Source organism: Sulfurovum sp. (assembly GCA_020525365.1).
Classification (GTDB): domain Bacteria; phylum Campylobacterota; class Campylobacteria; order Campylobacterales; family Sulfurovaceae; genus Sulfurovum.
On sequence record JAIZOF010000001.1, the window covers coordinates 1,039,736 to 1,064,178 of the forward strand.

Annotated in this window: 19 protein-coding genes and 1 riboswitch; of the genes, 13 read left to right on the forward strand and 6 right to left on the reverse strand. The window is 37.3% G+C overall.

Translation table 11 applies throughout. The features are described from left to right. Positions 1-4: 4 nt before the first annotated feature. The 3 genes from LGB01_05275 to LGB01_05285 are packed head-to-tail and all read right to left on the reverse strand — an operon-like array spanning position 5 to position 3,217. Positions 5-1,219, reverse strand: a complete 1,215-nt coding sequence (locus LGB01_05275; protein MCB4753612.1) for a sulfate adenylyltransferase — start codon at positions 1,217-1,219, stop codon at positions 5-7. Further along, positions 1,197-2,078 (reverse strand): response regulator, encoded by an 882-nt coding sequence (locus tag LGB01_05280; GenBank protein ID MCB4753613.1) that lies wholly within the window; start codon positions 2,076-2,078, stop codon positions 1,197-1,199. The genes LGB01_05275 and LGB01_05280 overlap by 23 nt, the downstream gene beginning before the upstream one ends. Next, the gene (locus tag LGB01_05285) at positions 2,075-3,217 is read right to left on the reverse strand and encodes a bifunctional 2-C-methyl-D-erythritol 4-phosphate cytidylyltransferase/2-C-methyl-D-erythritol 2,4-cyclodiphosphate synthase (GenBank protein MCB4753614.1); all 1,143 of its coding nucleotides are present in this window, start codon (positions 3,215-3,217) and stop codon (positions 2,075-2,077) included. The genes LGB01_05280 and LGB01_05285 overlap by 4 nt, the downstream gene beginning before the upstream one ends. A gap of 197 nt (positions 3,218-3,414) precedes the next feature. On the opposite strand from LGB01_05285, the gene LGB01_05290 reads away from it, so the two are divergent. After that, positions 3,415-4,596 carry an Mrp/NBP35 family ATP-binding protein gene (locus tag LGB01_05290; GenBank protein MCB4753615.1) on the forward strand — a complete coding sequence of 394 codons (1,182 nt, stop codon included), beginning with the start codon at positions 3,415-3,417 and terminating at the stop codon, positions 4,594-4,596. A 165-nt stretch (positions 4,597-4,761) separates the two neighbouring features. After that, positions 4,762-5,019, forward strand: coding sequence for a hypothetical protein (locus LGB01_05295; GenBank protein ID MCB4753616.1), 258 nt, complete (start codon positions 4,762-4,764; stop codon positions 5,017-5,019). 60 nt (positions 5,020-5,079) lie between these two features. Here the strand turns inward: LGB01_05295 and metE are convergent, their stop codons facing one another. Continuing rightward, complete coding sequence (metE, locus tag LGB01_05300) at positions 5,080-7,353, reverse strand: 5-methyltetrahydropteroyltriglutamate--homocysteine S-methyltransferase (protein MCB4753617.1); 2,274 nt, start codon at positions 7,351-7,353, stop codon at positions 5,080-5,082. 515 nt (positions 7,354-7,868) lie between these two features. Next, positions 7,869-7,974, forward strand: a riboswitch (TPP riboswitch). Between the two features lie 113 nt (positions 7,975-8,087). Here metE and thiC point away from each other — a divergent pair. The 6 genes from thiC to thiD are packed head-to-tail and all read left to right on the forward strand — an operon-like array spanning position 8,088 to position 13,636. Beyond that, positions 8,088-9,995: a phosphomethylpyrimidine synthase ThiC gene (thiC, locus tag LGB01_05305; protein MCB4753618.1), complete on the forward strand. Its 1,908-nt coding sequence runs from the start codon at positions 8,088-8,090 to the stop codon at positions 9,993-9,995. After that, positions 9,992-11,089 carry an FAD-dependent oxidoreductase gene (locus LGB01_05310; GenBank protein MCB4753619.1) on the forward strand — a complete coding sequence of 366 codons (1,098 nt, stop codon included), beginning with the start codon at positions 9,992-9,994 and terminating at the stop codon, positions 11,087-11,089. The genes thiC and LGB01_05310 overlap by 4 nt, the downstream gene beginning before the upstream one ends. 17 nt (positions 11,090-11,106) lie before the next feature. Further along, entirely contained in the window at positions 11,107-11,307 is a 201-nt protein-coding gene (gene thiS / locus LGB01_05315) for a sulfur carrier protein ThiS (GenBank protein MCB4753620.1), read from the forward strand. 40 nt (positions 11,308-11,347) lie between these two features. Continuing rightward, a complete protein-coding gene (locus LGB01_05320) occupies positions 11,348-12,160 on the forward strand; it encodes a thiazole synthase (protein MCB4753621.1) in 813 nt (270 codons plus the stop codon). Positions 12,161-12,198: 38 nt separating this feature from the next. Next, a complete protein-coding gene (locus tag LGB01_05325; GenBank protein MCB4753622.1) occupies positions 12,199-12,837 on the forward strand; it encodes a thiamine phosphate synthase in 639 nt (212 codons plus the stop codon). Next, a complete protein-coding gene (thiD, locus tag LGB01_05330; protein MCB4753623.1) occupies positions 12,827-13,636 on the forward strand; it encodes a bifunctional hydroxymethylpyrimidine kinase/phosphomethylpyrimidine kinase in 810 nt (269 codons plus the stop codon). Before LGB01_05325 ends, thiD begins: the two co-directional genes overlap by 11 nt. Before the next feature lie 18 nt (positions 13,637-13,654). On the opposite strand, the gene glmS is transcribed toward thiD, so the two are convergent. Together glmS and LGB01_05340 are read right to left on the reverse strand one after the other, a co-directional pair. Further along, complete coding sequence (gene glmS, locus LGB01_05335) at positions 13,655-15,463, reverse strand: glutamine--fructose-6-phosphate transaminase (isomerizing) (GenBank protein ID MCB4753624.1); 1,809 nt, start codon at positions 15,461-15,463, stop codon at positions 13,655-13,657. After that, the gene (locus tag LGB01_05340; protein MCB4753625.1) at positions 15,464-17,941 is read right to left on the reverse strand and encodes an HD domain-containing protein; all 2,478 of its coding nucleotides are present in this window, start codon (positions 17,939-17,941) and stop codon (positions 15,464-15,466) included. A 60-nt stretch (positions 17,942-18,001) separates the two neighbouring features. On the opposite strand from LGB01_05340, the gene mqnE reads away from it, so the two are divergent. The 5 genes from mqnE (at position 18,002) to LGB01_05365 (ending at position 24,057) form a co-directional block, all read left to right on the forward strand. Next, positions 18,002-19,063 carry an aminofutalosine synthase MqnE gene (gene mqnE, locus LGB01_05345; GenBank protein ID MCB4753626.1) on the forward strand — a complete coding sequence of 354 codons (1,062 nt, stop codon included), beginning with the start codon at positions 18,002-18,004 and terminating at the stop codon, positions 19,061-19,063. Between the two features lie 53 nt (positions 19,064-19,116). Then, positions 19,117-19,686 carry an aminodeoxychorismate/anthranilate synthase component II gene (locus tag LGB01_05350; protein ID MCB4753627.1) on the forward strand — a complete coding sequence of 190 codons (570 nt, stop codon included), beginning with the start codon at positions 19,117-19,119 and terminating at the stop codon, positions 19,684-19,686. A gap of 17 nt (positions 19,687-19,703) precedes the next feature. Further along, a complete protein-coding gene (locus LGB01_05355; GenBank protein ID MCB4753628.1) occupies positions 19,704-20,789 on the forward strand; it encodes a hypothetical protein in 1,086 nt (361 codons plus the stop codon). A gap of 123 nt (positions 20,790-20,912) precedes the next feature. Next, positions 20,913-22,223, forward strand: coding sequence for an ATPase (locus LGB01_05360; GenBank protein MCB4753629.1), 1,311 nt, complete (start codon positions 20,913-20,915; stop codon positions 22,221-22,223). Between the two features lie 10 nt (positions 22,224-22,233). Continuing rightward, positions 22,234-24,057 carry an ATP citrate synthase gene (locus LGB01_05365; protein ID MCB4753630.1) on the forward strand — a complete coding sequence of 608 codons (1,824 nt, stop codon included), beginning with the start codon at positions 22,234-22,236 and terminating at the stop codon, positions 24,055-24,057. Positions 24,058-24,443 lie beyond the last annotated feature (386 nt).

The following is a 24,443-nucleotide window of genomic DNA, read 5'->3' on the forward strand; positions in this document are numbered from 1 at the left end:
TTTCCTATGTGAGTGATGAAGTCTGATAGAGCTCTATGAGCTTGAGATAGAACTGCTCTTCACTCTGCTGTTCAAGTAGACCAGAACCAGGCATGAGTGAGTAGTGCATCTCTTGAAGATTTTCAAAACGTTCAGGAAAGAGTGAGGCAAGAATATTGGCAGAAACCTCTTTTCGTACTAAAATTGATGGTGGAATGAGACCACTTTGAATTAGTCTCATAATTGATTCGCTATGATAGTGAACATGATGATGTTGTCCATGTGGGCAGGTTTGAGTACTGACAAGAGTTTTGCAGGTATCGCAATAGACATACTCATCAACAGTTTTGATATGGATTCCAATATTCTTGCAGTGATCAAAAACAGAATTAAGACGATTTTGATCATAGTAAAGTCCAAGTCCACCATGATTTTTTCCAATCACCAACTGATGACAACCATAGTTTTTTGCAAGTAATGCATCAAGAATAAGTTCATTATAGCCTGCGAAAATATAAGTATTCTCAAAAGGTAAAATAAGTACTTTATTTCGTGGAATAAAATTATCAACAAATCGTGCAAGTGCCTGATAGCGGATATCATAACGCAATCCTTCATTGGTAAAAGGTTTTCTTAGAAAGATTACAAGTAAATCAGAATCGCTAATGGCTTGTCGTATCATACGCTCATGAGCACGGTTAAGAGGATTGGCAGCAATCATCATAGAGGAGATAAATTTTGCACCAGTGCGAGTAATCATTTGCTTGATACGCTTGATGTTGCCTTCAACGAGAGGGTACTCCACATGATATGGACCACATACAGCAATTTCTCCTAGCCTAGAAGTAGTATTTTTGACACCTGGATGGGAGGGATCTGATGTACCATATATATTGTAAAGACGCTGTTTAGGATTGATAGAAAATATTTCATCTACAGTCAGTTCACCAACTTTTTTTCCTTCATTGATAAGATCTACCACTTCATCTTTTTGTAACATTTTGAGTACTTTTCTGTTCTTTTCTCCTTTGGGTGCGAGCACAAAAGCAAAAGGAAAAGGTACTCCTTTGTAGAACTGTGTATGGTCTACTTCATTTGCCTCAGACTGGTTCATAAGTTTATCAACAGGAAAGATAAGTCCTGCCTGAACAAGTGCAAGTGTGGAGAGGGCTTCAGTATCGATATAGAGTGATCTGTTTTTCATAGACATTCCTTGCTTATTTTTTCTTAAATAGACCATATTTTTTACGTTTTTCCCAAAGGCTTTTACGTGAGATTCCAAGTTTTTTGGAGAGTTCAGTATCAGGAAATTTATATTGAAAAGAGTTGATAATAAATTTGACATAGTCGTCAATGGTAAGAATCTCATTTTGATCATAGAGTTTTGACTCAGTATTGAGAATAATTGTACTATAGTCACATTCAAGATCGATTGTACTAGAAAGAATAAAGTCTCTTCCCTTTAAAGCATTAAGTAGAAAGTCTCTGTCTGCTTTTTTTAGTGTATGTATTTCGGTAATATAAAGTAGAGAGTTTATATCGATACTCTCAAGTTTTTCTTTCCATACTTTCTTTTCAAGAGGAATAAATGTTAGCAATCTATTGTTTTTATGGGTATATTCAAAAACAATTTTATCCACTAGGCGCTGATAGTTGGTTCGAATTACCAGTGGTGTGCTAAGTGTATTAACATCAAAATCAGTTTCAATATCTTGCAGTAAATTTTCCATATATTCTTGGTAGAGATGTGTATATTTTTTGAGTTCTTGATATTCTTGGTAATGTTCTATCTTTCGCAATAACTCTTCAATCATGAATGGTTTCACAATGTAGTCTTTAGCACCTAATTTTAGTGGTTCGCCAACTGTATCGTTGTTAATGTAAGAAACCATTAGAATAATGATTTTTTCCTTGAACTGTGTAATTAATGGTGTAGTACTTTGTCCAGGAAGATTCGTCGAGAGTAGATATACATCACCACTACTTTGCATTGCTTCCTTGGTGGAGCTATATATTTCTGTTTCAAATCCATTTTCTCCAAGTTTTGAAGCAATGCTTTGTGCCAAATAGAGTTCATTTTCTACAATGATAATTTTCATAATTTTTTTCCACTATTGAGATATTTCTTCCAATTAAAGTAGGTTAAATTTGCCACAGCATACACAGTGATGCCTTCCTTGCGTCCAACAAAACCAAGTTTTTCAGCAGTAGTTGCTTTGATATTTACTCGATTAGGAGTAATACCAAGCAGAGAGGCAAGAGTGGTACGCATTTTTGTTTTATAGGGTAGCAGTCTAGGAACCTGTGCCATGATAGTTATATCAACATTGTTTATCTTTAGTCCGTAGGAGTTAATGCGTTTTACAATATCTTCAAGCATTTCCGTTGAATCTATATCAGCATAGGTTGGATCTGTATCAGGGTAGAACTCGCCAATATCTCCCATACCTGAAGCCCCCATAAGTGCATCAATAAGTGCATGAATGGCAACATCACCATCACTATGTGCCTTGAATCCATAGTTAACATCAATGGTGACACCACAGAGTTTCATGATTTTACCATTTTCAAATGGGTGGATATCGATACCAAATCCCACAATATTTGTTGCAGTAGGTGCATGAAGACAGCTAAGTTTTTCAAGATCATTTTGTGTGGTTAGCTTGTGTGCGAGTGGTGATCCATCGACAAAGTGTACTTTTTCTCCCAATGCCATAATGGCAGAGCTCTCATCCGTAAAAATCTGTTCCGTAGAGAGTGCCTTTTTGAGTATTTTGGTGACACTTAATTGTGGGGTTTGAATGATGCGTACTTTTTCACGATTAATAGGGGTATCATCCATATAGAGTGTATCGGCTATAGGCAGTACTGGCACAATGCAAGATGCCTTCTCTTTGGCATCAAGAATACGCATTATCATCTCACAAGGTACGCAACATCGAGCAATATCGCTAACCATGACATATTCTGTTTCCACCCTAGAAAGTGCATTGATAAGTGAAGCTTGTCTACTATTGCTACCCGCAATGAATGTGTAATCTGCAAAGTACTTCATATAGTGTATCTCATCTGTAGATGAGACAATGATAATATTTGCAAAGATCCCTGTGGCTTCAAACTGTTGTGCTACTTGAAGCCACAAAGGAGTCTCTCCACTATAGAGCCACTGTTTCTTAACACTACTTTTAAAACGAGATGAATTGCCTGCACCAAGAAGTATGAGTGTTATTTTTGACAATTTTTACCCCTCTTATGTATCAAATTGTAACGGATTATACAGAGTAAAACCTTGATAATATCTTTAGTGTATATCCTAAAGAGAGTAGATTCAATTTTAAATAGGACTTGAATTATCTTATTTTAATAAAAATTAAAGACTATTTAAGATTTGGGTGGTATAACTCAAATATCAAATTTTTATATAGGAGTCACCATATGACACAAGAGAATGTATTAGAAGCATTAAAAAATGTAACCTATCCGGGATTTACGAAAGACATTGTAACTTTTGGATTTGTAAAAGATATTGTAATTGATGAAAAATGTATCTCTTTGACTATCGATATCACATCATCTGCCAATGAAGTGAAAGAACAGCTTATAAATGAAGCAACTATAGAGCTAAAAAAAGCTGGTTTTGAGGAGATTGATATTGCTATCAAGGCACCACAGCCACCTAAACAGATGAGTAACTCTATTAGTGGAAAGAATATTGCACCACATGTTAAAAGTTTTGTAATGGTTTCATCAGGAAAGGGTGGGGTTGGAAAATCAACTACTGCTGTAAACCTTGCAATTGCTATGGCAATGCAAGGTAAAAAGGTTGGATTGCTTGATGCAGATATTTATGGACCAAATATTCCTCGTATGATGGGGCTTGAAGATCAAAAACCAGAGATTCAAGGAAACAAGGTACTTCCTTTAAAAGCATATGGTGTTGAAGTTATGTCCATGGGTTCACTTATGGAGCCAGGACAGTCTCTTATTTGGAGAGGCTCCATGATTATGAAAGCCATTGAACAGTTTCTTCGAGATATCCTTTGGTCAGAGCTCGATGTGCTTGTAATTGATATGCCTCCAGGAACGGGTGATGCACAGCTAACACTGGCACAGTCTGTACCGGTAACTGCAGGCATTACGGTTACAACACCACAGGAAGTATCTTTGGATGACTCAAGGAGATCACTTGATATGTTCCAAAAATTACATATTCCGACAGCAGGTATTATTGAGAATATGTCAGGATTTATCTGTCCAAGTTGTGAAACTGAATCTGATATCTTTGGCATAGGTACGACCGAGCCAGTTGCCAAAGAGTATGATACAGATGTTGTTGCACGTATTCCAATAGAGCCTGCCATTAGAGTAGGGGGGGATACAGGTATGCCAGTTACTTACCATAAACCAGCCTCTGAAACAGCTAAGCGTTATCAAGAGGCAGCAAGAAACCTACTTGCATTTATTGACAAAGTGCAAACAGAGGGAGGTGCAGACAATACAGCTATTCAGCCAACTACACCTCCAGGCGTAAGCGCATGTAGTACTGGAGCGGGTGCTACAAATACACATTCTAATGGTGGGCACTCTCACGGTAATGGTGGATGTGGCTGCCATTAAATGACTCCTTTTTAGGAAGTAGTTTATGTTTTAAAAATTGGTAAGGATATCTTAAGACCATAGTTTTGACTATGGTTTGATATTTTTCTATCAATGTTTTTTATTTCTTCTGCTAAGATATTTTGCTACAATACCAAATATAAAGCAAGATACAGGAACTACCCCATGACAAATACTGAAAAATTGAAGAACCTTCTTGAGAATGAGATACTCCCTGATCTTGAAGTGGCAATAGATGAACTTTTTGCTAAGATTGATAAAACTAAAAATGCTTCAAAAGAGGATAAGGTCAATCTTGAAGAGATGCGTGACATGCGTACGGAGTGCTTTGCGATGGTCGAAGAGATTAAGCGTGATGAGATGGATGAAGAAGAAGCCACAGCACTTCTCGAAGAACTTATCGAAGTTAAAACAGAAGGATAATCTTAAATTTATAATAAGACATAAGGTAGGCTAGTTGCCTACCAATTTAAATGAAATAGTTTATATATTGAGCTTCTCTCTCACAATTTCTACCGCTTTCACCATATTTTCTAAACTTGGTTTCACCTCTTCCCATTTTCGGGTTTTTAGTCCACAGTCAGGATTGATCCAAAGTTGCTCTTTGGGGAGTACTTCTAGTAACTTCTCTATTTGTATCACAATCTCTTCGGTACTTGGGATTCGTGGAGAGTGGATATCATAAACACCTGGTCCTACTTCTTGCTTATAGCCTACTTCAGCAAAAATTTTGAGTAGTTCGTTACCGCTTCTTGCAGTCTCTATGGAGATAACATCGGCATCCATTGCTTCAATAGTTCGGATAATATCGTTAAACTCCGAGTAGCACATATGAGTGTGGATTTGTGTCTCTTCTCTTGCGGTACTAACAGCAAGTCTAAAATCACGTACTGCCCAGCTTTCATACTCTGGAATATTTTCATTTCGTAAAGGATATCCCTCTTTGAATGCTGCTTCATCTACCTGAATAATTTTAATACCTGCTTGCTGTAAATCATCTACTTCATCACAAATAGCGAGTGCAATCTGCTTACTCACTTCGCTTCGAGGTAGATCATCGCGCACAAAAGACCAATTTAAAATAGTTACAGGTCCTGTAAGCATACCTTTCATTATCTTCTCTGTTTTACTTTGTGCATAAGTAATCCAGTCAACTGTCATTGGTTTGGGGCGACTAATGTCACCATATATAAATGGTGGCTTAACACAACGACTACCATAACTCTGTACCCATCCATTCTGGCTAAATCCATATCCTTTGAGCTGTTCGCCAAAATACTCAACCATGTCGTTACGCTCTGGTTCACCGTGTACAAGTATTTCCAAACCACAGGATTCTTGAAATTTAACACACTCATTGATATATGCTTGCATTGCTTTAATATAGGTCTCTTCATCAATGGCACCCTGCTTGAAGTCACGTCTTGCTTGTCGTACCTCTGGTGTCTGTGGGAAAGATCCAATGGTTGTGGTTGCCAATGGTTTGTAGTTGAGCGTATTGTGTTGGGTGTCAATGCGATCCTCGTAAGCACCATCACGAACCCATTTGCTAATTGCTTCGGTACGCCCCTGTACTGATTTGTCATGGATACGTACAGAATTTCGACGACTTTCGTTGGCAACACGATTGGCTTCAAGTGTTACATTCTCGCCTTCAGTCAATACTTCATCAAAGAAGCATTTAGTAATAAGATTAATCTCACCTAGTTTTTCTACTGCATAAGAAAGCCAGTTCTTCACCTCAGTATCCATCTTCTCTTCATATTTTAGAGTGAATGGTGTATGCAATAGTGAGCTAGAGCTAGAGATAATAATATTACACTTCTCAATTTTTTCAGCAATTTTCTCTAGTAGTCCAACGGTTGTATCGATATCATTTTTCCAGATATTGCGTCCATCTACTACGCCAGCAATAAGCTTTTTATTGCTTTGAGAAAGTGCATCAAGGCATTCAAAATTCTTTTTGCCATAAAGAAAATCTAGTCCAATACCCCAGACTGGAGTGTGTACTAGCACCTTGGTTGCTTCGGTAGCATGTTCAAAGTAGGTAGAAACAATGATATTGACATTATCAGATACCTTGCAGAGTGTATCGTAACAAGGTTTAATGAGACTTAAGTGTTTTTGTTCAATATCTTTAACAAAAATTGGTTCGTCAATTTGTATATAAACTTCGTTGTCAAGTGTGCTAATCTCCTTAATCAATTTCTCGTAAAGTGGGAGTATCTTACTAAAAAGCTCATATGTATCACCTCTATCGGTACGCTTAGAGAGTCCAAGGAAGGTTAGTGGACCAATTAGATTTATTTTAGTGGTAATGCCTTGTGATTTTGCCTCTTTGTACTCTTTTATGAGTTTAGTTGCATTGAGTTGATAATTATCATTTGGGTGGAGTTCTGGAACAATATAGTGGTAGTTAGTGTTGAACCATTTGGTCATCTCCATAGCGACAGCATCTTTATTTCCTCTTGCCATAGCAAAGTAGAGTGTTTCTTTTTCAAGCCCTTTAAACCGTGCTGGAATTGCACCAAGCATAATAGCTGTATCAAGCATATTATCGTAAAGTGAGAAGTCGTTACTAGAGATAAAATCAATACCAGCATTTTTTTGGTAGTTCCAGTGTCGTGCCTTGAGTTCTGAGGCAACTTTTTCAACTTCAGCAAAATCTATCTCTTTTGCCCAGAATTTTTCTAATACTTTTTTAAGTTCCCTCTGCTCCCCAATACGTGGGAAGCCTATAATGTAATTATGTGACATATATATCCTTTTCATTTAATATATAAAATTGATGTGTAGAGTGGGTTTATCCACCAAGCAGGTATGCAAAATTTGTAATTAAAACTATGTATTAATTATCAAACGGGAGGATGTATGCCCGTACGTCTAAAAGCATAGAATGTCGTATAATAAGGACATCGTGGAATAAAGTGGTTTAACAGTAATACAAGACGTGCTTTGTATTTATAATAACAGTTACAACGGTAGGAATTAATTGTCTGAAGAGTTGTATCTAGCGTTTTAAGTGAGTTTTTATGATCATTTAATCGAAAAAGTGTTTGAGTAGAGATGGCATGAGTTCGGAGTTTATAGATGGCAGGATAAACAAGTGTGGGCAATAGCATGAAATATCTCTTGTCAAATCCACGAAGCATGACGACACTTCTCCTTTGTTAATAGGTTTTTAATGTGCAATTATAACCTGAAAAGATTTAGGAAAAATAAAAGTAGCTTCACTTAAGAGAAATTTTATCTTTTATTGACTATAGTGGAAGTTCAAACTCTCGGGGTGTTGACACAGGCAACTGAGAAGGACACAAAATCCTACCCGCTGAACTTGAACCGGACAATACCGGCGTAAGGAAGAGTCTTGTAATACCGCAATATTTTGAGAATCAAACATCTTTTTAAATAGACTTCTCTTTATCTTCGATTACAATATTCTCCTTTAATCAATTTTATATTTTCTAATTTTATGTAAAGGAAAAAAGATTATGACAACCACTGTGACCAATGAAACTAAGTCAACTTTTGGTACAAACGAGGAGATTATTACACGTGATCCATTGCCTGGTTCAGAAAAAGTTTATATTTCAGGTAAAATTCACCCCCATATCAAAGTACCTATGCGAAAAATTACACTTACCAACGAGGAAGAACTTCTTGTTTATGATACTTCCGGTGTCTATACTGATCCCAATATTGAGATTGATGTTACCAAGGGAATTGACCCTATCCGCAAGGAGTGGATCAAGGTGCGAGGTGATGTGGAGTCTTATGAAGGGCGTATCGTTAAGCCCGTTGACAATGGATACAATACTGATGAACAGCTTGAATTTGTCACTGCTGGCTCCAAAGGACTATACCGCACACCGCTATGTGCAAAAAAAGGCAAGAATGTTACTCAACTACATTATGCACGTCAGGGGATTATTACACCGGAGATGGAGTTTATTGCCATTCGTGAGAACCAAAAACTAGAGTGGACTAAATCTTATTTAGAAGACAGGGAGCGCAATGGTAGGCTCAATGGTGAACATTTTGGTGCTAATTTACCAGAAGTAATTACACCAGAATTTGTTCGCAAAGAGGTTGCTGAAGGACGTGCGGTAATTCCTTTAAATATCAACCATCCTGAAGTAGAGCCAATGATTATTGGGCGTAATTTTCTTGTGAAAGTTAATTCTAATATTGGGAATTCTGCTACTACATCGAGTATTTCAGAAGAGGTAGAGAAGATGGTTTGGGCAACCAGATGGGGGTCTGACACGGTAATGGATCTCTCTACAGGAAAAAATATTCATACCACCCGTGATTGGATACTGCGTAATTCCCCAGTACCCATCGGTACAGTACCAATCTATCAGGCGTTAGAGAAGGTAGGTGGAGTTGCTGAAGATTTAACATGGGAGATTTTCCGCGATACACTGATAGAGCAGGCAGAGCAGGGAGTAGACTATTTTACTATTCATGCTGGTTTACTGTTGCACCATGTCCCAATGACTGCTAAACGGGTTACGGGTATTGTTAGTCGCGGTGGATCGATTATGGCAAAGTGGATGATTCACCACCACAAAGAGAATTTTCTCTACACTCATTTTGAAAAGATTTGTGAAATCATGAAAGCCTATGACATTACCTTTTCGCTTGGTGATGGATTGCGTCCTGGTTCCGTAGCAGATGCCAATGATGAGGCACAGTTTGCAGAACTAAAAACATTAGGTGAGCTGACTAGTATTGCATGGAAACATGATGTTCAGGTGCTCATTGAAGGTCCCGGACATGTTCCGATGCACATGGTTAAGGAGAATATGGAAAAACAGCTTGAGTATTGCCATGAGGCACCATTTTATACACTTGGTCCGTTAACAACAGATATTGCTCCAGGGTATGATCATATTACTTCAGGTATTGGTGCAGCAATGATAGGATGGTATGGTACAGCAATGCTCTGCTATGTTACTCCCAAAGAGCATCTTGGACTGCCTGATAGGGACGATGTGAAAGAGGGGCTCATTACCTACAAGCTTGCTGCACATGCAGCAGATATTGCCAAAGGACACCCTGGTGCTATTGCTCGCGACCATGCAATGAGCAAAGCACGGTTTGAGTTTAGATGGGTTGATCAGTTTAATATTGGACTTGATCCTGAACGTGCACGTGAGTACCATGACGAGACTATGCCGATGGAGGCAGCAAAAACTGCCCATTTCTGTTCTATGTGTGGACCAAAGTTTTGTTCCATGAAGATTTCTGCTGAGGTACGTGACTATGCTGCTACACAAGAGGGAAAACTCAGTCCTGAAGAGATACAAGAAGGGATGGATGAGATGAGTATAAAGTTTCAGGATCTTGGTGGGGAAGTATATATCTCAAGTGAACAGATAAAAGATAATCAATGAATATTGCCATTGTAGGTGCTGGTTTAGCAGGGCGTATTGTTGCACTTAATTTGCTACGAACCAATCAAGATATTACCATTACCTTTTTTGACAAAGGCTCCAAAGAGGGGGTAGGTGCTGCAGGTTTTACCGCTGCTGGGATGCTTGCTCCTTATGCAGAATTAGAGACAGCAGAATCGGTCATTTTTGATTTAGGGCACCGATCTATCGAGCTTTGGCCTGATCTTCTAAAAGAGATAGGGCTTTTTGATGGGTATCAGCAAAAGGGTACTATCATCACTGCACACTCTCAAGATATGGGAGAGTTGGAGCACTTTATTGGGATATTGCAACGTAAAGTTGAAACGGCAGAAAAGATAAAAATATTAGACAGTATACAGATAAAAGATATGGAGCCTGATCTTTATATCCACCAAAAAGGATTTTATATTCCAGATGAAGGTCTCATTGATGCACAACGCTTTATAGCATTTAGTGTAAATTATTTTAACCGTTATGAAAATATTTATTTCCGTGAATATACACCAGTAAAGAAGATAGAAACGGGAAAGGTTTATACTAAAGAGGGTGTTGAGGTATTTGACTGGGTTTTTGATACACGTGGACTGGGTGCCAAGGAATATTTTCATGATCTTCGTGGTGTACGTGGAGAAGTGATGTGGGTGGAAGCAAATGATATTAATATTAGTCGTCCAACTCGTTTAATGCACCCACGTTACAAGATTTATATTGTCCCTAGGGGAAATGGCTGTGAGGGGATTGATTTAGAGTACTGTTCTGACTGTAAGCTTTCGCAGACTATAGGTTACAAGCGTTATATTATAGGGGCAACAGAAATAGAAAGTGAAGATATGTCGCCTATTTCAGTGCGCTCTTCAATGGAATTACTTTCAGCACTCTATACAGTGCATCCAAATTTTGGTGAGGCACGTGTGGTTCATTCAGAAACAAACTGCCGTCCAGCATTCAAAGATAATCTCCCACGTGTTGAGAATGAAAAAGGATTAACACGCATCAATGGGCTTTATAGGCATGGATACTTGCTTGCACCAGCAATTGTTGAAAAAGCCCTTGAAGAAGGTTTTTTCAAGTAAGAAGACAAAGGAGTAAAATGTATATTATATTGAATGGCGAATCTAAAGTAATTGAGCCACAAACAACCATTACTCATTTAATGAAACAGTTTAATTATGAAATAGGTATTGGTGCAGTGGCTGTTAATATGGTTTTTATTGCTTCTGGTAACTATGATAAGACTATACTAAAAGAGGGAGATAAAGTGGAGGTACTTGCGCCAGTGTGTGGTGGATAGATATGTTTATTAAAAAGAAAAAAAGAACAAGGAGAATGCAATGACCAAACATATGGGAAGCAGTGAAAATATATGGAAGATAGGCGGAAAACAGTTGACATCACGAATGTTTATCGGCTCAGCACTCTATCCATCGCCAGCAATTATGGAGGCTTCTATTAGGGTTTCTGGTGCAAAGGTGGTTACTGTATCGTTGCGTCGTCAAGGAGTCAATAAGGATACCGGAAAGAGTTTTTGGCATATCATTAAAACACTTGGTGTGGAAGTGTTACCCAATACTGCAGGGTGTCACTCTGCTAGGGAAGCAATAACGGTTGCACAGATGGCACGTGAAGTGTTTAAGACCAATTGGATAAAACTAGAAGTTATAGGCGACCAGTATAATCTTCAGCCTGATCCATACGAGACGGTTGAAGCAGCAAAAGTATTGACAAAAGAGGGTTTTGAAGTCTTTCCTTACACAACAGATGATCTTGTTGTTGCCAAAAAGCTAGTTGATGCGGGATGTAAGATTCTGATGCCATGGGGGTCTCCTATTGGTTCAGGAAAGGGGCTGATGAATCCTTACAATCTTAAAGTAATACGCAAAACTTTTCCTCATATGCCACTCATTATTGATGCGGGTATTGGTAAGCCTTCACATGCAACCATGGCAATGGAGTTAGGGTATGATGGTATCTTGATTAACTCTGCTGTAGCATTGGCACAGGATCCTAAGGTAATGGCAAAAGCATTTGCATTGGCAGTTCAATCTGGACGCATGGGATATGAAGCAGGAGTAATGCAGGAGCGGGATCTGGCATCACCATCAACACCAACGGTTGGTACACCATTTTGGCATCAAAATATATAGCAAACAACTGTATCACGCTTATGGGTAAAGGACAATGAATGAAATTTCCAAAATGTGATGAAACTCCACTAGGTATCTATCCTGTTGTAGATAGGGCAGATAAACTAACACCACTTTATGAATGTGGTATTACTACAGCACAGTTGAGAGTAAAAGATATGGAGGGAGAAGCACTCGAAGCAGAAATTATAAAAGGGGTAAATATTTCTAAAAGATACCAAGCCAGATTTTTTATTAATGACTATTGGCAACTTGCTATCAAGCATAATGCCTATGGAGTACATCTAGGGCAGGAAGATATACAGGGAGCCAGTATGGAGATAGAGGCGATTTATGCTGCTGGCTTACGTCTAGGAATTAGCTCTCATACTCCCGAAGAGATTGAAATTGCACTTTTGTTTAAGCCTTCTTATTTAGCGATTGGACCCATTTATGAGCCTATCTCGAAGAAGATGTCATACAAAGATGTGGGTCCAGAGAAACTCAAACAGTGGGCAAAACATGTGGAGTGTCCCATTGTTGCCATTGGAGGAATTACAGAAAAAAATATTATTGACGTAGTAGCAATTGGAGTAACAAGTGGTATTGCAATGATTTCAGCCGTATTAGAGAATGGCAGTATATCCAGAAAAAAGACTGAAATACTTATGAAGATATTTGAATATTATGATAAATGAACATACTCCAACTGTATTGACTATCGCCGGTTTTGACCCTTACGGGGGAGCAGGTATTCAGGCAGATATTAAAACCATTCATGCACTCCATGGCTATGCTTTTAGTGTCACAACGGCTCTGACTGCTCAGAATTCACAGGGGGTTTCATTGGTAGAAGCAGTAGATGCCTCAACATTTCAGATACAGCTTGAAACATTGTTGAGTGATGTGCAGGTTGATGCAGTTAAAATAGGAATGCTTGCCAATATAGAGATTATTGCTGTAATAGTTGAGATGATTAAAAAGTATAAACTCAAGAATATAGTGCTTGATACGGTATTGGTTAGTTCTAGTGGAAAACAGCTACTTGAATTAGATGCAATAGAGGCAATGGTGCAGTATCTTTTCCCACTTTGCAAGATTATCACTCCCAATATTCCCGAAATGAATAGTTTGCTCAATACAAAATTTACTAGCACTAAAACAGAGAGCTCTAAAATAGTAAATGCACTTTTTAGACTGGGAGTAGATACCATACTTCTTAAGGGTGGACATTCGATTGATACTGAAGCGACTGACTGTCTAGTAACCTCTTCTGGTATTGACTATTTCTCTTCACCAAGAGTGGAGACTACTCATACTCATGGGACAGGTTGCATTCTCTCTTCCGCCATTGCCATCTATCTTGCCAACAAGCTTCCACTCAATGAGAGTGTAAAAAGGGCAAAGCTTTTTCTTTATAAAAAGCTACTACATGCCCAACAGTTAAAGTTTCGATACAAAACAATCAATCAAATCAAGCAAGAATCAATTTTCTAAAAGTATATAGTATTTGGTTTATTCTACTGTTACACTTTTGGCTAAATTCCTTGGCATATCTACGTCATTTCCAAGTCTTACAGAAATTTCTAGTGCCAATAGTTGCATGACAACCATCATCTCAAAAAATTCAACCATTGGATGAGAACTATATTGTGTTTGTATGAAATCATCTGCAAGATCAAAAAATTCTGGAGAAATAACACAGATAGTTGCATCTCTTGCACTAAGCTCTTCAACATTAGACTTAATCTTTTCATAGTGCATTGTTTTGGGCATTAAGGCAATAGTAAAAAGTTCTGCATCAGCAAGTGCAATGGGTCCATGTTTCATCTCTCCAGCAGGGTAACCTTCAGCATGTAAATAGCTAATCTCTTTGAGTTTGAGTGCGCCTTCAAGTGCAAGAGGGTAGAAGATATCGCGCCCTATAAAGAAGAAACCGTGTCCATGTAGATAACGTTTACTTAGACGATGTAGTTTAGTATGGAGCGTATCGGTTACTGTGAGTGCTTTTGGAGTGTGACGCATTGCATTTATTTCATCATTCAATATTTTTTTGTCAATAGTCTTCTTGTGTTGACCTATATAAAGTGAGAGCATCCAAAGTACCATAGTTTGTGTCGCAAAAGCTTTGGTGCTAGCCACACCTTTTTCAATACCTGCACGAGTCAAAATGGTAGCATCGCTGTCTCTAACAATAGAGGAGTTATTAACGTTACAAATACTTAAACTTTTAAGCCCAGCCTGTTTTGCCATTTTGAGTGCTTCGAGGGTATCGGCAGTCTCACCACTTTGTGAGATGGTAATAAATAGTGTATCTTTTGTTAAAAGTGGTTCCTTATAGCGAAATTCCGAAGCAATCTCTACATCACAACGTATCTTTGCTAGACGCTCAAAAAGGTAGGTGGCAATTAGGGCAGAGTGATAGGAGGTACCGCAGGCACAGATTTTAATGGTATTGATATCATCAAAAAAGTTATTTTTAAGCTCATCGAATACAATTTTATCATCAAGTACTCGACCCATCATTGTCTCAGTCATAATATAACTTTGTTCATAAATCTCTTTTTCCATAAAGAAGCGATAACCATCCTTTTGGGCAGAGACCTTATCGGCACTGAGTGGCTGTTTGATGAAATCTTTCTCTCCTTTTAAATCATAGAGGCGTACTTCTCCCTCTTTGACATAGCCGTACTCACCATCCTGGAGATAGTAAACTTCATTAGCCTTACCAATAATGGGGGTATCTGAAGAAGCGAAGTAAACCTCATCTTTGTAAAAACCAATTAGCATCGGAGAACCATTTTTGGCAAAAAAGATTGTATCTGGCGCAGCTTCGGTAATCAACAGTGTGGCATAGGCACCCTCCAAGCATTTAACTGTTTTTGTAAATGCTTCAAAAGGATTGTTAATATCGTTATTATATTTTTCAAAAAGATGCACAATGGTTTCTGTATCAGTTTGACTAAGAAAGGCTATATTGTGATCTTGTAGCTCCTTTTTGAGATTCTGGTAGTTTTCAATAATCCCATTGTGTACAACATAGGAGTATTGTCCAAGATGTGGATGGGCATTAAGCTCGGTTGGTTTACCATGTGTTGCCCATCGGGTATGTCCTATAGAGATACCAAATCCATCACTGTAATAGTTCTTTGTCTTTTTTTTGAGGTTAATCAGTTTTCCAACTGACTTAAAATTGTCAAGCTTCTCTCCCTTGATGATAGCAATGCCTGCTGAATCATAACCCCTGTATTCAAGTTCTTGCAGGCCTTCAAGTAAGATTTCCTTCTTCTCTTTGGAGCCAATGTATCCTACGATTCCACACATCTATTTTTCCTTGACTTTATCTATTGTTAATTTTTCAATAATTGTTTCCATATTATGGCAAAAGTTTCCATTCTTTTCAATAAGGAACATATCGCGTACCCGATTTTTGAGTGTATGTACTTTCGCAGTCACAATATCAACACCCATTTCATCAAACATATCTATAACATAAGCAAGAAGACCTCGTTGATTTTTGCTACGAAGATGCATGATTGCATAGGTTTTTGAATGTTCACAGTTGATATCAATATCTTCTTTTTTAATTAAAGGGATCTTGTGAATACTTTTTGTTGTTAAGCTGAAAGCATTGATAATAATCTGTTCAATAGTATGTATTTCATCTTCATCTACTCTTGAGGCAAAATCAATTTTAAAATACTTTAATTCATTGAAGAGTTTACTAATATCCATATTGACTATCTCAAGGGTACTAAGTTTTCCAAGCAGATAACTAAGGTTAATTGAATCTGCTCGAATGATCTCAATGGTAAGGTACTCATTATTGCTAATATGATAGGTAAAATCTGTGGTTTCAAAAGCTTTTTGGCATATCTTAATGATTCGTTCAGGACGATATCGTAAAAAGAGGAGATTAGATGGCATTTGTAATATCTTTTTTTGTTCAGTACGTTTGAGTGTACGGAACTTCGGATGTCGCTTGAGTGATACTTCTTTTTTGGTACGTTTGGCTGCCTCGCTGAGCATGACGGTCTTCCCTAGTATTTCCAATGAGTGATTATAGAGTGTTCGAATCAGTTTTGCATTAAAAGAGTTGTAAATGCCATCACCAACGCCATTCATATCGGCATAGGTGAGAATATAGATCATATCGAGTAGTTTTTGTGTTGGAAAGTGGGATGCAAAACCAAAAATAACTTTTTCATTGTAGAGATCCTCACGTTGAGCTATATTGCTCATTAAGGTATGATACTGAATGAGCTGTTCCCCCATTCTAATTAGTGTATTGTCCATACCAAGTTTTTGTGCAAATATTTTAAATAAAGATGCACCTACATAGTGATGATCTCGTTTTCGACCTTTTCCTGAATCATGCAAAAATGTAACCACCTTAAGCATCGCTTTTTCATCTTTATTTAGTTTCTCATAACATTTTCTAATTAAAGGTTCTTCTATATGCTCTAAATGATAGATACAGCGCAAAGAGTGGATATCGACTGCATATTGATGATAGCCATCAAATTGTGGCAAGTCAATTACCTTTTTAATAGGAGGAATAGTATAGTGCAATAGGCGTGCATAAGAGAGAGTGCCTAGGATGGAATAGGCATGTGGCTGATAAAAAATAGTAGCAATAGTTTTGTAAAGCATATTGTTAGGACGTTCAGGACGTTTAGCATTGATGAGTATATGCAAAAAGGTTGGATGAGCCCTAAAAGGCTCTTTTCCTTCCTTGCAGATATATTTAAGTATTCTGTTAAAATCTTTACTTTTTGTATAGATAAAACGTTTTTCAGACGGTAGATCCATATACTCACACGTAAGACGTTCCAGCCAAATGGTACTATATAGACGAATGATTTTAAGCGACTCTGTTACTTTTTTGGCAAACCTAAGATGTCCTTGTTTGCTTTTCTCATAGCCAAGAAGACTCGCAATGGTAGGAATGAGGTCAAGTTGAAGTTTATCCTCTTTTTTGTGTGTCGCCAAATGCAGTGCAGAGCGTACCCGAAAAAGAAATTCTAGCGCAATTCGAAAAGTACGATACTCTTTTTCTTCAATAATAATTTTAGGTAAATCTTTAATTGTATCAACATTATATTGTACTTTACCAATCCAAAAAATGAGATTAGCATCTCGAAATCCTCCAACCCCCTCCTTGAGATTGGGCTCCATTGTCAGTGGAAATTTTTTATGCTTAACTGCCTGCTCCTCAAGTTTGGCTTTAATGAAACCTTCAATATCGTCATGTCGGATAAGATTGATAGCATTTTGTGTCTCTGTCCAAATAAAGTGTGACCCTTCGATAAAACGGGATTCTATTAGTGCAGTTTTGATAGTAATATCAGTTTTAGATATACGATAAAGCTCTTCGGTTGCGTGAACCCGATGCCCTAACTTGAGACCAGCATCCCATAGAATGTAAAGAATTTTCTCAATCAATTCTTTGGTATTGTAGCCTGAGATATTCTTGTAGACAATCATAAGATCAATATCAGAGTAGACACAGAGCTGTTCTCTGCCATAGCTTCCAAGGGCAACAAGTGCTATGGGTATAGAATTCTTCATGGGCATATAGTCTGAAAACATTGAACGTAGTACAACTTGGTAGATAATCTTCAGGTATGTATCGATTTGTTTAGTATGCTTAACGAGGAAATCTTTGCCACCTGTATTAGCAAAAGTTTCCTCAAGTGTTTCAAAGTACTCTTTGATACTTTTTTTCATAATCTTAGCAATCTCGAAATCAGTAGCATTTTCATATAGCAATACTTCGATTTCACGTTTTAGTCTATCCACTTATACACTCCTAAACAATTAGTGATATAATACCAAAATTTACTATAGGGATACGGATATATGCAACTTATAGAAAAAGTACGAAATCACCAGCGTCTTACCCAAGAAGAGGGCGAAGCACTTTATGAGCTTGATCTCTATGTACTTGGCGATCTAGCAGACAAAATTCGTCGAGAAAAGTATGGAAATAAGAGTTTTTTCAATATTAATCGCCATATTAATCCCACCAATATTTGCGCAGACATCTGTAAATTCTGTGCTTATTCTGCTAGTCGGAAGAACCCTAACCAGTATACGATGACCCATGATGAAATTCTCAATATCGTTGAGAACTCTATTAAAAATGGTGCCAAAGAGATGCATATTGTTTCGGCACACAATCCTAATGACGGAGTAGAGTGGTATATGGATACTTTCCGAAAGATTAAAGAGAAGTTTCCTGATATTCACATTAAGGCAATGACTGCAGCAGAAATTGATTTTTTACACCGTGAGTATGGTTTAAGCTATGACACAGTACTCGATATGATGATAGAAAATGGTGTAGACTCTATGCCTGGAGGTGGTGCTGAGATTTTTGATGAACAGGTGCGTGAGTATCTTTGTAAAGGAAAAGTGAGTTCTGATGAATGGTTAGAAATCCATCACAAGTGGCATAAGCGCGGCAAGGAGTCTAATGCTACAATGCTCTTTGGTCATGTAGAGAAAAGGGCACACCGTATTGACCATATGTTACGTCTACGTAACCTACAAGACGAAACAAATGGTTTTAATGCTTTTATCCCTTTGGTTTATCAAAAAGATAATAATTTTCTTAAAGTTAAAGAGTTCCCTTCAGGGCAAGAGATACTTAAAACCTATGCAATCAGCCGTATTTTACTTGATAATATTCCCCATATTAAAGCTTATTGGGCAACATCAACGATTAACCTTGCACTTGTTGCACAGGAGTTTGGTGCAGATGATTTGGATGGTACTATAGAAAGAGAGTCCATTCAGTCTGCTGCAGGAGCAGAAAGTGCTTCAGGTATGAATTTGAGTGACTTCATAGCAATGATCAAAAATTCTGGTTTTGTACCAATAGAGAGAGACAGTCTCTATAATGAACTTAAAGTATATTGATAGTCAAAGCATGATAAAATAACCCTTATCCAAGAAAGCACGAGGAAGAAAATATGGTTCTTATGATAGATAACTATGATAGCTTTACCTACAATGTCGTTCAGTACTGTCGTGAACTTGGAGCAAACCTAAAAGTGATTCGTAATGATGAGCTAACCATTGATGAGATTAGGGCACTTGATCCCAAAAAAATAATTCTTTCTCCCGGACCTGCTACACCAGATGAAGCAGGCGTAACACTTGATGTTATTAAGGAGTTTGCTGATACCTTGCCAATATTTGGTATTTGCTTGGGGCATCAAAGTATTGCACAAGCATTTGGTGGAGAGGTGATTCGTGCCAAGCGCATGATGCATGGAAAGACCTCGCAAGTGGAAGTAGATATGGAAACCTTAATTTTTAAGGGGATTCCAAGAGAGTTTTGTGCAACACGTTACCACTCATTGGCAGTCAATAAAGAAAATCTTCCTGAACATATTATTGTAACATCCCACAGTAAAGATGATAAGGAGATCATGTCATTGCAGATTAGAGATAAGCCTATTTATGGTGTGCAGTTTCACCCTGAATCGATTATGAGTGAGTATGGACATGAGATGCTTGATAATTTTTTAAAACTTTAAACCTGAAGGAAATTTAGATGAAGAAAGCACACTTTTTTGGGCTCCTTCTTCTTTATGTTGTATCATCATTTTACCTTGCTTTAACCACACCTATTACGCCCCATGAAGCCAATAATCTGTACACTAATAGCAATATCGTTTCGCTCCTAATGCAGTGGGGGGAAAGTATTATTTCTGGGTTTCTTGGATTACGTATATTTTTTCTTTTGTTTGCATTTTTAAGCCTATATATTTTTTATAAATTAAATCAACAGTATTTTAAAAAGAAGGAAGATGCATATCTTTCAACTGCACTATTTATGTTCTTGCCAGGAATTATGACTGCGACAGTGCTAGCAAATATAGGGATTATTGTATTAACACTAGTCCTTTTTTTTGTCTTACTTTATGAACAAAAACATTTTGTTGCATTGCCACCTATTATGCTATCACTCTTTTTTATTCATGAAGCCTCTATTGTCTTTTTTATTGCACTACTCTTCTATGCAGTAGAGTATAAAAATAAATTCCTATTTATTTTTTCTTCAGCGTTTATTTTGGCATTTCTCTATTTAACAAAAGGCATAGATATAGGCGGTCACCCATTTGGTCATTTTCTAGAGATATTTGGTCTCTATGCTACGGTATTCTCTCCGTTGCTCTTTCTCTATTTTTTCTATACGATGTATTACATATTCCTTTGTGAAGAGAAAACATTGATGTGGTATATCTCTTTTGTTGCATTAACGGCTTCTTTATTGCTATCTTTACGTCAAAAGGTTTACATTACTGATTTTGCTCCATATGTAATGATCTCTACTATTGCCATGGTAGATATATTTCGTAAAAGTCTCTATATTCGTCTTCCTCAGTTTCAAAAGTACTATCTGAAATTTTTTTATGTTGTAATTACAATACTTGCAATTTCAGCAGGAATAATCATATTTAATAAGCCACTTTACTATCTCCTCAAGCAGACAGAAAAACATTTTGCCTTACATGTTTATCGGCCTTATGAACTTGCTAAAGAATTAAAAGAAAAACATATCTCATGTTACAATGCAAAGGGAAGAACAATTTTACAACTTCGATATTATGGCATCCCTTCTTGTAGAGATAATTAAAGTCTCTTAAACTGTTTCTAAAATACACAATACTTAGAGTTTTTCTTATCGTTTTGATTAGCGAAACAAAACTTAAAACAACTGCATGCTAAACTTTAAAGAACAAAATTAAAGGAGAACTTGATGGCTCAAAAGGCGATTAGAGAGTACGATGGCAAAGCAATTTTTGCAAAACATTGGAATGAATATTTTGATGGTTTTCATTATGGATTTAAGTCTGTTTTGATTACCAGTGGAGATGAACTAAGAGACAAAGCAAAAGAACATGGTTTTGAGTGGTTAAAACAAGAGCCATTGGTTGCCAAGCCAGATATGCTCTTTGGTAAAAGAGGTAAAAATGACCTTGTATTGTTTCGTGTTGAAAAGCCAGGTGACGTCACTCTTGAGAATGCCGCAAAATGGATTGATGAAAAGCAGTCACGCGAGGTGACGCTACTTTCAGGTGAAAAAGGGCATTTGACACATTTTGTTGTAGAGCCATTTACTCCACATACACAAAAACAGGAGTATTATATTTCTGCAACAACTGTTGGAGAAGATGATGTACTGTATATGTCTGCAGAGGGTGGAATGGAAGTTGAAGAAGGATGGGATGAAAAAGTAAATGAAGTTCATATCCCTATCAATATGTCAGATATGGAGATGGAAAAAGCAATTAAAGCATATATTCCAAAAGATATTCCAGATGAAAATAAAGCAACATTCACATCATTTGCAATCCAGTTCTTTAAATTTTACAGAGATATGAATTTTGCTTATCTTGAGATTAACCCTATTGTTATGCTTGAAAATGGTGAAATGGCTATTCTTGATCTTGTAGCTAGGCTAGATGATACAGCTGGCTTTATGATGAAAGATGCATGGGGAGATATTGAGTTTCCTACAGCATTTGGCATGGAAGATATGTCTCCTGAAGAAAAAGCAATTGCAGAAGCAGATAGTAAGTCCGGTGCATCGCTGAAGCTAACTATTCTTAACCCTAAAGGTCGTATCTGGACTATGGTTGCAGGTGGTGGTGCTTCTGTTGTGTATGCAGACACAATTGCAGATTTTGCAGGCGTTGAAGACCTTGCAAACTATGGTGAATATTCTGGTGGACCGACAACGGGTGAGACAAAATTTTATGCTGAAACTATTTTTGATCTTATGACAAGACATGAAGATCCAAGAGGGAAAGTACTTATCATTGGTGGTGCAATTGCAAACTTTACGGATGTCGCAAAGACATTCACGGGTATTATTCAGGCATTTGAAGATTATGCAGACAAATTAAAAGCACATAAGACAAAAATTTATGTCAGACGTGGTGGACCAAACTATGAAAAGGGTCTTAAAGATATTAAAGAGGCGGCTGACAGACTTGGATTGGATATCGATGTTTATGGTCCTGAAACACATGTAACAGATATTGTTAGAATGGCACTAGAGAAGTAGGGAGAAGATAATGGAAAATAAACTTTTTACAAAAGATACACAGGCAATTTTTTGGAATAATAATAAAACAGCTATTCAGAGAATGTTGGACTATGACTATACGATAGGAAGAGAGAAACCTTCTGTAGCCGCTATTGTTGCACCAACAAGTGGAAACAAATTTGAAAAATTCTTTTATGGTTCTGATGAAATTATGATACCGTTATATAAATCAACAGCAGATGCAACAAAAGAACATCCTCAAGTAGATGTCTTGTTGAATTTTGCTTCTTTTAGAACAGCATATGATGTTACCATGGAAGCTATCGAACTTGGTAGCCAGTTCAGGGTTATTATGATTACTGCAGAAGGAATTCCCGAAAGACTGGCACGAAAAATGAATCAAGCAGCAAGAGATGCTAGTGTTACAGTAATTGGACCAGCAACAGTAGGTGCAATCACCCCTGGTGCCTTCAAAATTGCTAATATTGGTGGTACAATTGAAAATATTGTTAATTCAAAACTTCATAGAGAAGGTTCTTGTGGTCTTGTGACACGTTCCGGCGGTCTCTTTAATGAGCTTTCAAATATTATTGCAATCAATGCAGATGGTATTGCTGAAGGTGTTGCAATTGGTGGTGATAGATTTGTTGGTTCCGTATTTATAGATAATCTTCTTAGAATGGAAGAAAATCCAGATGTAAAATATATGATTTTACTTGGTGAAGTAGGTGGAACCGAAGAGTATAAAATTATTGAAGCAGTCAAATCGGGCAAGATCAAGAAGCCAATTATTGCATGGTGTATTGGTACAATCGCAAAACATTTCTCTTCAGGTGTTCAGTTTGGACACGCAGGTGCTTCTGCTAATGCTGATGCAGAGACTGCGGCAGCAAAAAATATAGCTATGGCTGAGGCTGGTATTTATGTACCAGCCTCATTTAATGATCTTCCTAAAACAATTGCCAAAGTGTATAATGACCTTAGAGAGCAAGGTGTAGTTAAGGAAGTTGAAGAGCCTGAGATTAAACTAATTCCTAAAGCAAGACGACCTAAGCAGTTTATCTGTACGATATCTGATGACAGAGGCGAAGAAGCTACATATGCAGGTTTCCCAATCTCTTCTGTGGCACTTCCAAGTACAGGAAAAGGGATTGGCGATGTTATTTCTCTTCTTTGGTTCAAAAAACAGTATCCAAAATGGGCAGTGGATTTTATTGAAACGGTTATCAAGACAGTTGCAGACCACGGACCCGCAGTTTCTGGAGCACATAATGCAAAAGTGACAGCTAGGGCAGGAAAATCAGTTGTTGAGTCTTTGGTTACAGGTCTTTTAACTATTGGACCAAGGTTTGGTGGTGCCATTGATGGTGCAGCAAAATACTTTAAGTATGCAGATGATAATAATCTTTCGCCTAAAGAATTCCTCGGCTACATGAAAAAAGAAGGTATACCTATTCCAGGCATTGGTCATAGAATTAAATCTTTGAAAAACCCTGATCTTCGTGTCAAAGGTCTCATGGACTACGCAGCAGAAAGTTTCCCTGCAACCCCACTTCTTGATTATGCAAGAACGGTAGAGGCACTAACAACATCTAAAAAAGAGAATTTAATTCTAAATGTGGATGGTACAATTGGTATTCTTATGGTAGACATGTGGAGAGCACTTGGATACTCTGAAAATGAGATTGATGAATTTATCGAATCTGGTACACTTAATGCCTTCTTTATTGTTGGTCGTTCTATTGGCTTTATTGGTCATGTACTTGATGAGAAGAGATTAGCAATGCCAATGTATCGTCATCCAATGGATGATATTCTTTATGATGTTCAAGAAGCAGAACCAATTGAATAATTCTCTAATGCAATGATAGAGGTATAAAAATATACCTCTGCTTTAATCACTACATAGTCCGGATATTTTTTAAAAACTTGATGATAGTTTTATCAAAAGATAAAATCAATAATATTTTTTTGAGTATCTAAAAGCATATATTCCACGTAAGAACTAAAAAATTTCCATAAATTTCTATATTTTTTTAGAATACCCTTGACAACAAGAAAGTTCGGTGCTATAATACGCGTCCACAAACACAGAGACCTCTTCAGAGTTTGAAGCAGAGAGTGAATGTGAGTGATCTTTGACAACCAAATATAAGTAAACAAATCAACGTCTATTTGAGATTTAATTTATTTGAATTAATTTTTTTTAACTAAAAGGAATTGTAGAAATTGCCCAGA

Coding starts and splice junctions, on each gene's coding strand:
- LGB01_05355 (MCB4753628.1), top strand. CDS start 19,704: ATGAAGAAAGCACACTTTTTTGGGCTCCTTCTTCTTTATGTTGTATCA.
- LGB01_05320 (MCB4753621.1), top strand. CDS start 11,348: ATGACCAAACATATGGGAAGCAGTGAAAATATATGGAAGATAGGCGGA.
- thiS (MCB4753620.1), top strand. CDS start 11,107: ATGTATATTATATTGAATGGCGAATCTAAAGTAATTGAGCCACAAACA.
- thiD (MCB4753623.1), top strand. CDS start 12,827: ATGATAAATGAACATACTCCAACTGTATTGACTATCGCCGGTTTTGAC.
- LGB01_05360 (MCB4753629.1), top strand. CDS start 20,913: ATGGCTCAAAAGGCGATTAGAGAGTACGATGGCAAAGCAATTTTTGCA.
- LGB01_05350 (MCB4753627.1), top strand. CDS start 19,117: ATGGTTCTTATGATAGATAACTATGATAGCTTTACCTACAATGTCGTT.
- glmS (MCB4753624.1), bottom strand. CDS start 15,463: ATGTGTGGAATCGTAGGATACATTGGCTCCAAAGAGAAGAAGGAAATC.
- LGB01_05325 (MCB4753622.1), top strand. CDS start 12,199: ATGAAATTTCCAAAATGTGATGAAACTCCACTAGGTATCTATCCTGTT.
- LGB01_05280 (MCB4753613.1), bottom strand. CDS start 2,078: ATGAAAATTATCATTGTAGAAAATGAACTCTATTTGGCACAAAGCATT.
- LGB01_05290 (MCB4753615.1), top strand. CDS start 3,415: ATGACACAAGAGAATGTATTAGAAGCATTAAAAAATGTAACCTATCCG.
- LGB01_05275 (MCB4753612.1), bottom strand. CDS start 1,219: ATGGTCTATTTAAGAAAAAATAAGCAAGGAATGTCTATGAAAAACAGA.
- thiC (MCB4753618.1), top strand. CDS start 8,088: ATGACAACCACTGTGACCAATGAAACTAAGTCAACTTTTGGTACAAAC.
- LGB01_05295 (MCB4753616.1), top strand. CDS start 4,762: ATGACAAATACTGAAAAATTGAAGAACCTTCTTGAGAATGAGATACTC.
- LGB01_05310 (MCB4753619.1), top strand. CDS start 9,992: ATGAATATTGCCATTGTAGGTGCTGGTTTAGCAGGGCGTATTGTTGCA.
- metE (MCB4753617.1), bottom strand. CDS start 7,353: ATGTCACATAATTACATTATAGGCTTCCCACGTATTGGGGAGCAGAGG.
- LGB01_05365 (MCB4753630.1), top strand. CDS start 22,234: ATGGAAAATAAACTTTTTACAAAAGATACACAGGCAATTTTTTGGAAT.
- mqnE (MCB4753626.1), top strand. CDS start 18,002: ATGCAACTTATAGAAAAAGTACGAAATCACCAGCGTCTTACCCAAGAA.